The organism is Herbiconiux ginsengi (assembly GCF_900107435.1).
Lineage (GTDB): Bacteria > Actinomycetota > Actinomycetes > Actinomycetales > Microbacteriaceae > Herbiconiux > Herbiconiux ginsengi.
This window is the reverse complement of record NZ_FNPZ01000004.1, coordinates 538208-553131: the sequence shown is the minus strand read 5'-3', so window position 1 is coordinate 553131 and position 14924 is coordinate 538208. Positions and strand designations below refer to the sequence as shown.

13 protein-coding genes are annotated in these 14924 nt (G+C 61.2%); 3 read left to right on the top strand and 10 right to left on the bottom strand.

Annotated features, from left to right (window positions below):
- Window positions 1–527 precede the first annotated feature (527 nt).
- The gene (locus BLW00_RS18910; RefSeq protein WP_092557081.1) at window positions 528–1550 is read left to right on the top strand and encodes a hypothetical protein; all 1023 of its coding nucleotides are present in this window, start codon (window positions 528–530) and stop codon (window positions 1548–1550) included.
- A 196-nt stretch (window positions 1551–1746) separates the two neighbouring features.
- Here BLW00_RS18910 and BLW00_RS18905 read toward each other — a convergent pair whose 3' ends face one another.
- From BLW00_RS18905 to BLW00_RS18875, 7 genes are all read right to left on the bottom strand, one after another.
- On the bottom strand, window positions 1747–2154 hold the full coding sequence (locus BLW00_RS18905) for a hypothetical protein (RefSeq protein WP_139256800.1): 408 nt from the start codon (window positions 2152–2154) through the stop codon (window positions 1747–1749).
- A gap of 83 nt (window positions 2155–2237) precedes the next feature.
- Window positions 2238–3524 carry an AlbA family DNA-binding domain-containing protein gene (locus BLW00_RS18900; protein ID WP_175494379.1) on the bottom strand — a complete coding sequence of 429 codons (1287 nt, stop codon included), beginning with the start codon at window positions 3522–3524 and terminating at the stop codon, window positions 2238–2240.
- A 60-nt stretch (window positions 3525–3584) separates the two neighbouring features.
- Window positions 3585–6143 carry a S8 family peptidase gene (locus BLW00_RS18895; RefSeq protein WP_092557075.1) on the bottom strand — a complete coding sequence of 853 codons (2559 nt, stop codon included), beginning with the start codon at window positions 6141–6143 and terminating at the stop codon, window positions 3585–3587.
- Window positions 6136–7104, bottom strand: a complete 969-nt coding sequence (locus BLW00_RS18890; protein WP_092557213.1) for an AAA family ATPase — start codon at window positions 7102–7104, stop codon at window positions 6136–6138. Before BLW00_RS18890 ends, BLW00_RS18895 begins: the two co-directional genes overlap by 8 nt.
- A gap of 139 nt (window positions 7105–7243) precedes the next feature.
- A complete protein-coding gene (locus BLW00_RS18885; RefSeq protein ID WP_217634423.1) occupies window positions 7244–7873 on the bottom strand; it encodes a hypothetical protein in 630 nt (209 codons plus the stop codon).
- On the bottom strand, window positions 7873–8214 hold the full coding sequence (locus tag BLW00_RS18880) for a hypothetical protein (RefSeq protein ID WP_217634422.1): 342 nt from the start codon (window positions 8212–8214) through the stop codon (window positions 7873–7875). The genes BLW00_RS18885 and BLW00_RS18880 overlap by 1 nt, the downstream gene beginning before the upstream one ends.
- 163 nt (window positions 8215–8377) lie before the next feature.
- Window positions 8378–9259, bottom strand: a complete 882-nt coding sequence (locus BLW00_RS18875) for a hypothetical protein (protein ID WP_092557071.1) — start codon at window positions 9257–9259, stop codon at window positions 8378–8380.
- Window positions 9260–9742: 483 nt separating this feature from the next.
- Here BLW00_RS18875 and BLW00_RS18870 point away from each other — a divergent pair, with 483 nt between their 5' ends.
- Together BLW00_RS18870 and BLW00_RS24450 are read left to right on the top strand one after the other, a co-directional pair.
- Window positions 9743–10546, top strand: coding sequence for a tyrosine-type recombinase/integrase (locus BLW00_RS18870; RefSeq protein WP_175494378.1), 804 nt, complete (start codon window positions 9743–9745; stop codon window positions 10544–10546).
- A gap of 492 nt (window positions 10547–11038) precedes the next feature.
- Complete coding sequence (locus tag BLW00_RS24450) at window positions 11039–11365, top strand: SAVED domain-containing protein (protein ID WP_217634430.1); 327 nt, start codon at window positions 11039–11041, stop codon at window positions 11363–11365.
- A gap of 814 nt (window positions 11366–12179) precedes the next feature.
- Here BLW00_RS24450 and BLW00_RS18860 read toward each other — a convergent pair.
- Genes BLW00_RS18860 through BLW00_RS18850 form a run of 3 tightly spaced genes read right to left on the bottom strand, consistent with a single transcriptional unit; the run spans window position 12180 to window position 14878 of the window.
- Window positions 12180–12392, bottom strand: a complete 213-nt coding sequence (locus tag BLW00_RS18860) for a three-helix bundle dimerization domain-containing protein (RefSeq protein ID WP_092557065.1) — start codon at window positions 12390–12392, stop codon at window positions 12180–12182.
- A gap of 45 nt (window positions 12393–12437) precedes the next feature.
- The gene (locus tag BLW00_RS18855; protein WP_092557063.1) at window positions 12438–14192 is read right to left on the bottom strand and encodes a PASTA domain-containing protein; all 1755 of its coding nucleotides are present in this window, start codon (window positions 14190–14192) and stop codon (window positions 12438–12440) included.
- Window positions 14189–14878: a class F sortase gene (locus tag BLW00_RS18850; RefSeq protein ID WP_175494377.1), complete on the bottom strand. Its 690-nt coding sequence runs from the start codon at window positions 14876–14878 to the stop codon at window positions 14189–14191. The genes BLW00_RS18855 and BLW00_RS18850 overlap by 4 nt, the downstream gene beginning before the upstream one ends.
- Window positions 14879–14924 lie beyond the last annotated feature (46 nt).

Here is a 14924-nt window from a genome sequence, read left to right as displayed (position 1 = left end):
GCTTGGTAGCCGTTCGCACCCTCAGCGGGGGCTTATGCGGGATGAGGAAGCATCCCACGACATCTCCCAGATCAGGTACGTCCCTCCGATGCCCGAGGACTCGACAGCGAACGCCGATAGATTGAAGTTGACTGGACGGAGGCCCCTATGCGCGGAACTTGGAACCGTTTGTTTGACGGCACGCATCGCAGCACGCTTGAAGCCCTCCCCCACTGTGTCAACAGCAACGTCCTTCTAGAGGCTGAGCTAGAGGTTTGAAGGTGCACCGATTCTGGAGCACGCCGGAAGCTGAGTTCATCCGCTTCCACCGTCGGCGTGAAGAATCACTACGGATACTCCTTCCGTTGGAACCGCCTACAAAGAAGACCCGCAAACGAACTAGGGAAAAAGCCCGGGAGGCCCTTGCTGCTGCTTTCGAAGTAGACGTCCTTGCGCGTCGTGCACGCGAGTTGACTACATGGCCGAAGCCTCGCGCTGCGATAGCTCTGGACATCGTCCTGTTCAGCTCGACCCGAAATGGAGCGCGCGTGGACAGCATCTGCAAGTGGCTTCTGGATGAACTGACGGACCATGTTTATGCTGACGACCGCCAGGTGAAGCTTCTGTACGCGCATGCCGCACGATCGCAGGCTCCACGCCCCCGGAAGGAGGCATCACAAGAGTCTGTTTCCGAAGTCGTGGCAGCCGCCACCGCAGCATGGGACATGGAGGTAGCCCTTCCGTGGCCCGAACCATCGGAGCTTGATAAACAGGAACCGAAGCTCTACATCACTGCCCAAACCAGGACGAACGTACTCGCTAACCTGCGGGCGGTCTCAGGCCTGGACGAACGATGGGACCCGTTCGATGAGGAATACGGCATGCACCACCGCAAGTTCGTCGAGCATGACATGTTGCTCGACGATCTCATCGACTACCGGTCAATCTTCGATCCTGACACTGATGAGGGTCTGTTTCAGCGGAAACTCATCACCAATCAGATCGACTATCAAGACCAGTCACAGCAGCAACATATCGTCGACATGGTCTTCTCATCCTTGCTCACCGACCTACCTGTGGATCGTTTCGGCGTCTGGAACCATGTGCGCAGTCGTCTCCAGTACACGCCCTACCTGTTCGATCTCGGTGTGCTTCCCAAGCACGGAGGTGGCCTCGATTTCCAAGCACACTTGCGTGAGCTTCTGCTATCTCGACGCAAGACGTTCCCCGGCCTATTTCCGATGCGGGCACGCAGCGGAATCTCCATGATCCTTTTCGAGGAACAACGAAGCGGAAAGGATCTTGACAACCTGATCCGCACAGTCCTCCCAGATGTCCTCGAGATCCTTCGCCCGCAGCAGCACGATCTGCCGGGCTGGATTGCAGATGAAGTCGACCCAGCAGAGGGTGTCACCGATATCCCGTTTATCGAGGTCGCTGCGTATCCCGCTCATCTGACGGATATGCCGCCTGGATCTGTCGTCTTCGGCTTATCCTCCGCTGACCGGTACGGCAGTTGGTGGGATCGCGCCACCGACCACTTGGAGCGCACGCTCGACGAAACCTGGTAGTTCGCGATTACGATCGAGACTCACTGGGTAGATGTTCGGCAACGTGGCATCTTGAGGCCCTGAGGATCCGTGGCGTTCGCCTGATCGCAGACAATTCCCGCCGCCCCCTGAGGGCGGATGCGACCTCAATCCCCACGCAGTCATGGTTGGATTACATCGCGTTCGTCATCGACGTGTTCTCACGCCGCATCCATCCTCAGTTGAGGCGGTCGAGGAAGCCGCGTGCTAGCGCTAGCCAATCGTCCAGAACCAGGCCACCGTCAATGACGCCGAGCGCGAATTCGATGTCTGATGGATCGTCGGGGTCCCAGTCGGGTTGGCGTGCGTAGATCACCAAGTCACGTCCACGCGTGTCCCAGTGAAACGCGAACGCTTGCCGGCCCTGTTCGGCGTGGGTCATGACCCATGTGCCGTCCTTGCCGTTCCGGATATCGGTATCGACTTGGGAGAAGCGTCTTCGGTGCGGCCAGGCACGCCAGGCACCTTCGAACGCGAGGTCGACGCGCACTTTGTCGAACTCGATGGAATCATGTCCGGCGACAACGATCCCTAACGCTACCCCCTCGGACACCGCATTGCGCTGCCGAGCTGGAGTGATCTTCACTTTCTCAGGCTATCTCAAGCCCGTCCGCGCGGCGCAGGAACGAAATCACCAATCCGCGGTACCGGGTGGTGGCCAGCTATCACCTACTGGGGTTCTGGGCCGAAGGCTTCGGTTTGGATGTCGCGAAGGAGATCCAGCGTAACTCCCCTCCAACCGAACCTCTGCAGGAGGTCGAGTGCGGCTTCCGCGGCGAGTGCTCGAGTACTCGTGAGTCCTTCTTCTGGGGACAGGTGGATCTCGTATTCCCAGGTGTCGTCGTTGTATACGTAGCTGCCATGCAGTCCGGATCGTGAGCGGTGGGCGGCCACGAGGACGAAACGTCGAATGTTGTGGAGGGACAACGTTATGCTCACGGGCTCGGCCTCGAAGGTTGCCCGCTGAAGGCGTCCCGCAAATTCAATACCCTCGGTGAAGTGCAGCAGCGGCAACCAAATCGGCAAATAGCCCCTGATTATTTGCCCCTCGTCGAGGAAGCCATCGGAGTCTGGTCCGTACTCCTCGATAAATCGGCTATCGAGGAACTGTCCGCTCTCAAAGAGTTGCCACGTCCCTGGATGCATGCTGGAGATCTGTTCCCCCACCCAATCTCTTCCAGAGATGGGATTCTGCACGAATGGAAACGGCCATCCGCGTCGTCTGACGACGGCGTTCTGAATCGCAGGCAGCAGCTCGAGGAACGGAATCCGTCGAGCGTCGAAGACCGCAGGCCTGATTGTGGTGATGAGCTGCGGGAGAGTTTGGTCGAGGTGAAAGTCATCGGCCAGCGCTCGACTGAGCTGTTCGTCGAACTGCTCCCGTGCGGAGGCTGCAGCGGGTTGTCCCACCCCTATGCCGGCTCGCCGAGCGGTCTCCAGGAAGCGGGCGAGCTGCTTTTCTGTGGCGAGTGTGATTACCTCTCGCAGCTCATTCTGGGTGAGCGCCGCGGAGCTTTCGGGCTTTGCCATCGAACGCGTGTAGAGCTGCTTGGCGGCGATCCGGTTGGGATAGTCCTTCTTACTGAGGACCGGGATCTCAGCAAATTCGGACACCTCGACGACCACAACGGCGCGTTCATTCGGTAGCTGCACTTGAGCGAGCTGGATCTGTATAGGCGGATCCGCATAAGCATTGATCTGATCCGAGACGTCATCGAATGAAAGCCACTGGTCAAGCTGTTCGGGGCTCAGACCGCTTGCTGCATCGTCGATGCCGTTCTCGCTGAGACCGATGATGAGGTGGCCGCCGTCTCGCTGATTCGCCAGCGCGATGGTGGCGCGGGCGACATTCGCGAGGAAGGAGCGATCTGACCGGTCGCCGGCGCTCTTGAACTCAACGCCGCGCTGCTCGTAGCCGACGTCAATGATCGCCGCGAGTTGTTCATCGTTGAGCACGTACAGTCCTTTCCGCAGACGCAACTGGCTTCGCTCGGATTCGTTGACGAGTAGTCGCCCTCAGACGGTGTCAATCTCAATCGGCAACCGAAGGTCGGTCGCGATCGGTGTGTACAGATCAACGTCTTGTGCACGGGTCTTGAGAGACACGATCAGTGAGTAGCGGACAGGAAGGTCGAGGCGATCCCTACGTTGGTTGCGTTTCCACCAACCGCCGACCGGGTACACGCCGAGCACGCCGCTAGCAGCTAGTTCCTGACCGGAGCCTTCCCAGATGTCCTGGTGGAGCGAGCCGAGGTTGCGTTGGTTGGGGCCGATGAACCACCGATCCGAGCCCGACGAGGGCGAACTGCCTGCGGAGTCTTCGTCGTTTTCCGCTTCCCGGTTGATACGAGAGATGAACTCGGATTCTGTTTCGGTTGGCGATTTGAGTTCGAATCGCAGAAGGTGGGACGCGTAGGAGTACCGCTGTCTCCAGCCTCGCCTGGAGGCGGACGGCTCCACGAAATAGGACAGGGTGACCTTAAGGGTGACGTCACCAGCTCCGATAGTCTCCAGCACCTCAGTGGGCCAGGGCATTGAGTGGAGTCTGAACCTGCGCATCTTGTAGTCAGTTCCCTCGAAGGGAACGAACGTGTCTTGCGTTACGAGAGTCACCGATTGTCTGGACGAACGCAGCACCGCATCTTCCGTCGGCACTCCCCACCCGTATCGCCTCAGGAGTTCAAGTTTTGGCTCCTTCTTGCCGCCAGTGGCGTCAAACTCGGCACGCATGGCTGGGGTCCACTCAGCAGCGTGGACGAGCAGACCTCGAACGGTCTCGGGCCAGTACTCGGGGTATTGGGCCATGGTGAGCGCGGCAAGACGTGAAGCCTGGGCGGTGGCAGCGCTGGTGGCGTTGGCGGAGGTCAGAGCGAGGTCGTTGTGGATTCCCGTTGTTCGAAGTGACATCAATGGATGACGATCTTCGAAAGCTATTCCCCCGTCGGTGAGTACGTTGCCGCCCTCGAAGCAGATGTCGGGCTTGATCGGCCAGGTTCTCTTGCCGAAGAGAAGCGATGTCCGGCTGTGAGGCGACAGCTCCCCTGCCGCTGCCATCGCGGTCCATCCGGCGTAATCAGGATCGCTGGGGACCGTCACGAGGTCGGTGTGCGCGCCTACAGTTAACGCATTCCATGATTGGGCGGGGTCTTCTACGGGTGAAGTATCGGACTCGAGGCGGTGGTTCGCGTGGTAGCTGCCGACGTTTCCGGTAGCGGTGATCAGTAGTCGACTTGCGTCGTGATCTGGTTCAGACAGCAGCTGGAGCTGGTTACCGTCTCGGATGATTTCTGTTCCCACCGCGAGGGCATCAACGGTCGCGGACCAGAGTGTGGGAACTCCTGGGCGGTCGGGATCCGTGGAGATCGGCATGCAGAACACACGCCTGCGCTGGGCTGCGATCTCGGCCAGCGCGACTGCCTCGACGGTGACTGTTCCATAGTCGAGGGGGTCGGTGTCGGGCTCGTCATGCTCGGGGAGGATGCGCACGGATTCGAGCCGGTGATGGAGCTGGATCGTCCCAGCCCCTGTAAGGAGATCGTCGAGCGCGCCGTATAGGGCCAGGCCTGCCATGGATGTTCCGTGGCCTTGCCTGTCTACCCCGGAGGTCCCGATGACTGTGTGCAGATCCCCGATGTCGAGAGAGTCGGAGAGTAGACGGTGGGTGCGGGCCACGCCTGTGTCGAAGTGACAGACCGCCGGGGCGTCGGTTGGGGCGGCGATGATCCGTGCTGCGAGGTCATCAACGTAGTCATCTTGTTCATCGGGAAGTAGATCCTCGACCGTGTCGACAAACTCAGGGCGGCGGATTTCTGCAATCGGGACGCTCGTGAACGGCAGGACTTCCAGCTGCTGCCATGTTGCTCTAATCCAGACGACGACTCTGTCGTTCAGCGCTAGCGAACGGTTCAGTAGCTTGAGGCCGTACGCTGTCGCGAACTTCTGGAGGGTATCGATGTTCTGTTGTGACGGATCCAGCCAAAGCTCCCACCAGTGGGCTCCGGTTTTGGGCGGCTCGCCGTCGGATTGCCAGAGGTCGTCAAGGATGGTCTGACGGATTCTAGAGATATTGGCGACAAGTGCACGATTCGCGGGGTTGCCGTCGGGTGTTTCCCATTTGTCTTCGGCTGCTTTGGTGCTCTTCTTGGCGAGGTAGTCTTCGAAGATTTTGAGGAACTGTGGGCGGTAGCTGTCCGCAACCCAGACGACGGCTCGTTCCGGCAGGGATTTGGTTGCTGGTTGCACCGATAGAAGCAACCATTGCGGCACCTTCGGCGTATTTCGGTGCTTGGAGAAGGTCTGTAGCGACTCGATCTTCAGCGGATAGGCTGCATCTTCACCTTCGAGAGTGACGATGCTTCCCAGCGCCTTGAGCTCCTCGGCGCTGAGGCTCGTCCGGCCGCGCTCGTCGTCAATGTCGGCAAAGGTGTCTTGAAGCTGGCCTTTGATAGCAGCCCCATGAGCTCGGTACTCGACCGGTCGGATTTTGGGGTTGCCTTGTCCGCCTCGAGAAAAGTTCTCATTGCGTGCGCGATCAAGAACGTAAAGGTGAGTGAGATGTCGGAGATCGTCAGCCAATGCTCGCCGTTCGCCGGGTGTCCAGCGCAGCGATGAGATCGTCGGCGGCGATGAGCGTCTCGCCCCGCATCAGGACCGACTTCGCGGAAGCCTCAGCGGCTTTGACCAGGTCTGCGTGGCTGAGTCCTTCGGTGTGGGAATCGACGCTGTCCCAGCGCAAGCCCTTCATCAATGAGCCCAATCTGCCCTTGATGACCGATCGTGCCTGCATCTTGTCTGGCAGGTGGTACGTAAGGACCATGTCGAAGCGTCGGAAAAGTGCTTTGTCCAGAATCGAACGGTGATTGGTCGCCGCTATCACGATGCTTTCCGGGCTGGACTGCTCGAGGAAAACTAGGAACGAGTTCAAGATTCTCCGGGCCTCGCCGACATCGTTACCGGACCGGTCACCACCGAGCGCATCGAACTCGTCAAAGAGGTACACCCCTCGGCGTTCGGCGACTGCGTCGAACACCAGTCGAAGTTTGCCCGCGGTCTCACCCATGTATTTGCTGAGCAGGCTATCTAGTCGAACGGTGAACATTGGAAGCGCAAGTTCGCGCGCGAGAACCGCGGCCGTCATGGTCTTGCCGGTTCCTGGCGGGCCTTCGAGGAGAAGTCGGTGTGTTGGGTCGAACCCGTGCTCGAGCAGAGTCTTTCGTTGCCGTTGCTCTGCGATTACTTGCTTGAGACGTTCGACGAGGTCACCCGGTCCTACCAGGTTCTTCAGGGTGACTTCTGGGTGCGAAGTCTCAATGAGGTCCGCGAGCTCTCCGCGGGGCTTTGCCAGCTTGGTGACATTGCTGCGTTGGGCAACTTGCCGAGAAGTATCAACCGCTTTCTTGATGTCGTCTGCGAGAACGTGATGACCCTGCCGGGCCTCGCGTGCAGCGATCTGCAGCGCCACCGAGTAGAACGCCGAATCATCACCTGACGCGTGACTGCGAACCATGGCGGTGATGTGTTCCCCTAAGCCAGCCATCACGCCTCCTCGCACGATCATTTCATCCGGGCGAACCCTCCGCCGTGAGTCTACGGGATCGGCATCGGCGCATCGCGAAGGACTCCGGAGTGTGCTTCACTCCGCATTTGGTTGCCGAGATTTTACGGGCTATTGGCTATCACTCTAGGGCGGGAGCGTGCGATTTCTCGAACTTGTCGAGAATCTTCTCGAGGCGCTGCAACGCATGCTCACCCTTGCGCTGGGACGCGAACTCGAGCACGATCGCGCGATCGTAGCCGTCGCTGCCGGCTAGCTCCGTCAGATTGGAGATGGTCATCGTCTCGGCTATCTGATCGTGCCAACCGTTGTAGCCCTCCCAGACGACCCCTTCGAGCGCCTTGGTACCCGCTTCGGTGAGACCGGCGGTCATGACCTTCCGAGTCACCACGTTGTAGGCGCCGACAAGCCTTGCCCATGCTTCGAACTTCTCGGACGGATCCTCTACGAGAATGACGACGCTCTTCTTTAGGCTGTGCACCTTGGCCATAACCTTTCGCGACGGCACCCACGCCAGCACTACACCGCCTTCCGCGACGGTACCGCTACGCTCGGTGACGACAGGCAGTCTGGCGAACTCATCGTGAAACGCCGCATTCTGCTTCGCGATGGTCACCACCGTGAGACGCGCTTTGTGCTGCTGCGCGACATAATGGGCGAGCGCCTTTCCCGCGGGGAAGGAATCGAACCCGTCGGTCCACGGAAAATAGAGGTACTGGTGTTTCAGGTACTCGGGATCGACGTCAGACATTATTCGCTCCAGTCGATCGCCTGGGGCGACATCTGAATCCGCGTGCCATCGCTGATCAGCTGCGCCCAGTCGGACAACTCGGGCTCGGTGATGCTGCCACCGTCCTTTGCGAAGAGTTCCTGGAGTGCTGGCTTTATCTCCTCGATCGGGTGGCCCGTGAAGTGCTGACGCAATTCGTCGAGCTCACCGGTCTGCCGGGCCGCGAGCTCGTTGATAGCGGCCTGGGCTTCATTCTCAATCAGGCTTCGAAACGCTGATTCGTTGAAATCAAAGGAACTGCTCATTGCGGTGACCGGCTCTCTCGCCGCAAACGGGCGATCGGTAATGAGGACGATACGCATCATCGCATTGACCTCCGACATTTAGAGGCGGGGCGAGTGAGGGACGATTAGGTTGGCGGTCCTACCGCGCAGCTCAGGCCCCATGCGAAACTCACCGACTTCCCCGGCCAGCAAGCGCAAACGTTCGCCGCTGCCGAAGTTCCCTACGCCGGGTCCGAGTCCACTACGCCAAGCGATCGCTCTCACGCAAGAGAAGGATGATCAGCCCTGACATTCGGGAGAACAGATAGTCGTATCCTTCAACCGGCACGGCGTGTTTACCCGTCTCGTGATGGCGAATGTTGAATGCGTTGCCGATCTTCGTCAGAGCCAGCATCTCCGCCTCGACCTCGACACGAAACGCTCCGTTCGAGATGTGATCCAACAACTGGGTGGCACTTCGTCGTTTGTCACCGTTGGGGATCCCGATCGTCTTAAGTCGCTCGAATGCGTCCCACAATTTTTCGATCCCGATCTTGCGGACGCTGCTCTTGCGCGAAAAATAGAGATTGCGGGCGTCCGTGACGAGTGTGTCGAGTTCCGGATCCCCGGTATCGGGTTGCAGCTCCGAGAGAGCCGTTCTCACCTCCGGTGTTCCGGTTCGCTGCACCTCAAGCGACGACGCCAACTCATAAGTCGTGCGTCCGCGAGCGAGGATCTGGTTCGCCTCGTCGCGAAACGTCGAGCGACCGCTCTTGTCGTCGAAGTTCAGCTCATGATGTTTGCGTCCCGAATGAAATCGGCCGTTCGACGGTTCGCTTACGTAACGAGCTGCGTACTCAAGCAGATCAAGAATCACGTCTCCCGGAGCGTCAACGTTCCGGCTCAGAGGGAACTGGAGGTCAGGGATCAGCGCCTGAATTTCAGCCTCGACTGCACCATCGACCGTGCCAGTTACGCCTTGCTTGTCGTAGCACTGGTCCGGGAACCGCTTCGCGAACCAATTCCCATCAATCTTGCTCTGGACTAAGTTCAACAGACCCCGAGCGGTTGCTTCCGTGAGGACGTCCCTGTCCCGTGACGCCGGTCCGCGCGTCCTGTCGCTATAGAACTCGGATGCAGCCATGTGCTCATTCTGGCATCGACAGGTGGTGCTCCTGATTTCCGGAACCGCACCTCTTCAACACGTCGGGTGACAGGCTACGCAATAGCGGACCAGCACGGCACGCCAAAGAAGCTCCGCTCCACCGACGAACGTCATTCGGATGAAAATACATGGTGCTTTTCCATCCGAATACCGCAGTCCGCCTAGGCACGGATATGGTCCGACGAGGCGCGAGGATCCACGCTCGAGTGCGCTGGACGGACCCGATTTCACGCCGGCGGATGAGTCGTTCGATCACGGGTCGACAGCGACGCCGAAGCAGAGGACTATTTCGATCTCGTGCGATCCAGATTCGGCGACTCGATTGATCCGCTGATCTCATTCGAAAGCTACGCTCGCCGAATCGGTGACCGTTTCGTTCGCGGGGTGGACATGACGTCGACGGCAGCCGGTTATAGGGCTGGCCTTCGACTTCGGGTATTGCCCGCGCTGGGGCGCCTTCCCGTGCGCAGGATCACCGCGGGGATCGTGGATCGAACCAACGACGGTTGGGAAAGAACTCACTCGCCCTCCACCATCAAGAACACAATCGCTGCTCTGACCCGAGTGCTTGATGAAGCAGTGCGGGATGAACTCATCACGCGCAACCCAATGCGTGACCGGGCCAGCAGGCGCTCCCACCCAAAGACGCACATTCAGCACGCGAATCCCGTTCCCGGACCTGCTGATGTCGAGCGCATTGCCAAGGCCTGCGCTACGGTTCATCAGAGTTACAGCGACCACATCTTGCTCAGCGCATTCTTGGCCGCGCGCAGTTCAGAAGTAGCCGGACTGGTCGTCGGTGATGTCGATTGGGCAAACATGGTCGTCTCGATCGAGCGCCAGTGCTTTCCCGGCGCCGGTGGCCTGAGTATCAAACCTCCGAAGGGAGGTCGGAAACGCCGTGTGCCGATCATCGAGCCGTTAGAAAACGTGCTGCGCAGACTTACGATGCAACGGGCACGCGACGAGCCGCTGTTGCGTGGGCCGCGCAGCGGGGTCATCACGAGCGCAGCATTGCGTGACGTAACCGGGTGGAACGAGTTGGTTGCATCGTTGGGGTTGCCGGGGTTGCGTCGTCACGACCTTCGGCATGCGGATGCAACGTGGTTCGCGAACGCGGGCGTCCCGATCCATGTCGTGAGTGACATCCTCGGGCACGCGTCCGTCGAGAGGACGCGTGCCTACCTACACACTGACGACACCGCGCTGCGGAACGCAGCAGCACGCATGAACCAACGTCTTCGAGAGGACGCGATGAGTACCTAGAAACGCCTGAACCACTTGACATGTCGAGTCAAGGGGTTCATGGGTGCGGATGTGGGTCCAAAACCGCCCGGGACACCGATCTTGCGACTTCTTGAAATAGCCTCTGATCAGGTATTTCTCTTACGTCGGGCTGACGGGATTTGAACCTGCGACCCCTTGACCCCCAGGTATCCCGTTCAGTCACTTTGCCTGATTTTCCGGGCCACAATGCTACGCAATCGCCGTCATTTCACGTCATGCATTGCATGCATCGCATGCCTGTGGTCCCGGTATGGTCCCGGCTCGTTGCAGACGAGCTCACGACGGCAGCGTGACCTGGTCGATCGCAATGTTTTAGTGCAACGCGGGATGGACATCCGTCTGGACGCCCTCGAAAGGCAACGGCCCTCGGACACCGCCGACCGTGTTGCTACATCTTGTCAGCCTGACGCCGAACCCATATCGAACAGTCTTTGAACACCTTGTGCATGAGACCAATTCACAACGACAGCAATTATCACGGCTGTTGGTTCAGATCGGATCGACCCAAGAGAAGCGGGTCGACTCAGCACTGCCATCGCACAGCAGATCAGGCGAGCGGCCGCGACGAATGGACGCACCCAAGTCCATCTCGTCTTCCATGGCCCTTATCCGATGGCTGTACTTGTTGGGCGCCATCTCAACACACTCCACACCGTGGTTTACGAATGGGTCGACGACAATCCCGGTGGATCACGATACGTACCAGCTCTTGTGCTCGAGCCAGGACTGGCCGGTGGCCCGATCACGGAAGTGCTTATTTGGGAGTGTTCACCTCTCGTCCCGACAGTCGTCCGCTGAGTACGCATCGGGGGTCGTGCCAGTCTTGGGGTGCTTGGCTATGTCCGCGACGGCAAGCCCGGCGGCGCCGACCGCCTGGAGCATGTTCTCGACCGTTGAGTGGGATTGGGAGACGACCTCGACGCACGAATCGTTCAGGTCGAGTAGAGATGCGACGATTGCAGCGACTGTGTCCTCGTCGCGGACCGCGGCCAGCTTGCCGCTGCGAGTGCGTGGAGCGTGCCGCCGGAGGAAGTCGACACCCCGTCATCCGGCCAGTCCGGGGCGCTGTCGAGGAGCGCCCTCGCCAACTCCCCTGGACAGAATCACTAGGGCGCGTTCGTTCCCGTATCGCGGCAAACGAAGCCCGGATGCTGCTCTATGTACTCCTCTGAGCACGAGTTGGATTGGAAAGCCCCGAACAGCAGCGGGCCTACCAGGAGGACGGCCGCGAGAGCAGCGATCACCGCAAAGACGATGCTGATAGAGAGAAGGCGGCTGGAGGAGCGCTTCACCGCGCCGGCCATGGGACAGGCTCTGGCAACGATGAACAGAACGTCACGAGTCGACTAAGCCAGGTCATCCAGCATCTCTTCTAGCAGCACCGTGGCAATCTCCGGCGTCATTTCGCCGCGATTGACAGCCGCGACGATCCCGAAGTACGACAGGTGAAGTCGAGCGCGGTCGGGTGTGACGGGCAAAGGTGCGGCGTCGAGGGCGACCGCGACATCGATGCGAGCAATCAGAGCTTCTCGGTCCAGTTGAGCTCATTCATTGGCTGACACTAAGCCGCGCGAATGAACCGAGAGTGAACAGGCGGCACAGGCGGCGAGCCTCAGTGAGCTTGGTGCTTTCTCGCGGTGATCGCGGCCTTCGCGCCGTGTTCGACGAGCACGGCGATGTAGTCGCGCAACCTGGCATGCTTAAACTCGGAGTAATTGCTCTCGACGAGTTGCTCGATGTCCTGTCCCGGGACTTCTGGATACTTCTTCTTCAGTCGACGGGCGACGTCGTCGATGGCTTCGCGTTCGCTTTTCTTCTCGACCATGTCTAAAGAGTGTCGATTCGACGTTGAGCGATCCTGTGAATCGAACTATTGGTCGCGCACCCGCGGTGTTGCCGAGGGAGTCGGATCTGTCGTCTGGCTCGGCGATGCGGTGGGCTGCGGGCTGGACGGCGGCGGCGCCCACTCCGAGATGGTGATGGTGACGATCGAACCCAGTGGCACGCTCGATCCGGTCGGCGGCGAGACGGCGACGACCACGTCGGTGGCGGCATCCGACCGCTTCTCGCGCACGACCTGCGGCGAGAGTCCAGCGGATGCCAATGCTTGGGCCGCTGCCGCACCGGCCTGCCCCACGAGATCGCCGGGCACGCGCTGGTCGCCACTCGACACCACGAGGTCGATTCGCCCTCCGATGCCAAGCGATGCGCCGTAGGCCGGTGAACTCTCCAGAACCATGCCCGCCTGGTTGAGGCCGTCACGCTCCACGATCTCGCCCGCCTCGAGTCGATTCGAGGCGAGAAGGTCTCTCGCGGCGGCCAGGTCCAAGCCTTGGAGCTGGGGCACGGCGATCACGTGCTGACCGGTGGAGATCACGAGCGTGACCGTCTGCCCCGTGGTCACCTGCGAGCCCGCGGCCGGATCGGTCTGCGTCACGAGTCCCGCGGCAACCGCGCCGTCGTCGCGTGACACCTGCCCCGCCACGCCGATCCCGATCCGGGTGAGCGCGGCTGTCGCGTCGGAGACGGTTTGCCCAGCAACGGACGGAATGATCACACTCGCGCTCCTGGGCGCGACGCCGCTGTTGGCCCACCCGAATCCGGCGACGGCGGCGATCATGACCGCGACCGCGACGGCGGTCACGGCTCCTCGACGCGATCGGCGGTGGCGCGTCCGCTGCGCGCGCGGCCGCGATCCGGTGTCGCGCTGCGCCGGCCCTGTCGGCGGCGCGAAGGAGAGCACTTCGGTCGGGGATTGCCCGGCTGCAGAATCCGGGTCATCTCCTCCGCCGCCGTCGTCGACGGTTTCGATGCGGTCCAGTTCGGTGAGCACGGTGACGAACGAGTTCTGGCGTGCCACCGGCCGCTCGCTCATGGCCCGAGCGGCGATCCGGGCGAGAGCATCGGAGAGCGGATCGTCGGCGCGCTCCACCGGGTCGAGAAGAATCAACGCTGCGAGCGCGCATCCGAACCCGTAGACATCTGACCGGCGGGTCGGAGCGCGCCCCGCCCGCTGCTCCGGAGACGGGTAGACGATCTGCTCGGCGAAGGTGTGCCACATCGCCTTGGCCATCGCTGGATCGAGGGGAAATGCCAGATCGGCGGGTTGAGGACCGAATTCGTCGACCCTCACCCGCAGGCCGACCGTCGTCTGCTCGAGGAAGACGGTCGATGGTCCGAGATTGCCGTGCACGATGCCCTCGGCATGGGCCGCTTGCAGCGCGTTCGCGAGCTGGCGGGCGAGACCGAGCACGACGTGGGGCCAGTGTCGGCCGAGCTCGGAGTCGACGATGAACTCGTCGAGGGTGGGGGCATCGACGAGTTCACCCACCACCCACCGATCTCCCGGGGCGCCGGCATCCTCGATCTTCACGTCGTAGACGGCGACGACGGCCGGATGCGTGAGTTCCACGGCCACAGCCACCGTGGAGTCGAAGAGCACCCGGTGCGCAGGGTCCCCTGCATGATCAGGCCTGAGGAAGGTGACTCTGACGGGCCGGTCGACCTGCTCGTCGTATCCGCGATGCATGCGCACAACGGGGGTCGACCGGATGAGGGCCCCCACGCGGTAGCGATCAGGCAGCGCGGGGAGAGGAGGATCGGGGCGGTCGGGACCGTCGGTCATTTCGACCCCTGGGCCCCGGTGTCCGGGCCGTCGAGCTGGGCGTACACCACGAAGTTCTGGCTCGAGGATGTTCCCCCGTTGTACTGGAAGCACGTCACGATCACCAGCCGGCCGGGAACCTGCTTCCAGAGTTCCGCCTGCTCCCCCACCGATGTCTTGTCGTAGAGGGCGGTGGCCGTGACGGTGTAGCTGTAGTCGCCCTCCGGGGTGGTGATGATCACGGCGTCACCGTCGTGCACGGCCCCGGCCGATTGCGGCACGTCGAGCAGCGGATTGAACACCGCCGATCCGTCGCGGTAGGTGTGCCCGGCGAGGTAGGTGGTGTTTTCACTGTCTGGTCCGGCCGCGCCGTAGTCCGACAGCCAGTAGGCGCGTGAGGGTCCGGGAGGATCGAGCTGTCGGTCGTCGGGCACGCTCATCGACCGGATCGCGGCGTCGAGGTCGACAGCAGGAATCCGGATGTTCAACGGCTGGCCGGGCACGGCCGCCGGCACAGTACCCCCGTTCTCCTGCTCGGCCAATTGCTCGGCAGCCGCGTCTTCTGCGACAGCCGCGGCGACGACATCGACCGGCGCCGGCACGGTCTGCACCAGCGACATGACCGCCGGTGCGCCAGTGAGATAGAACCCCACCATCGTCGAGGCGACCGCGAGGCAGAGCACACAGACACCGATGAGTACGAGCATGACGGCGGACGGCCGTCGTCTACGCCGCCCGCGCGCTCGGTAGGTG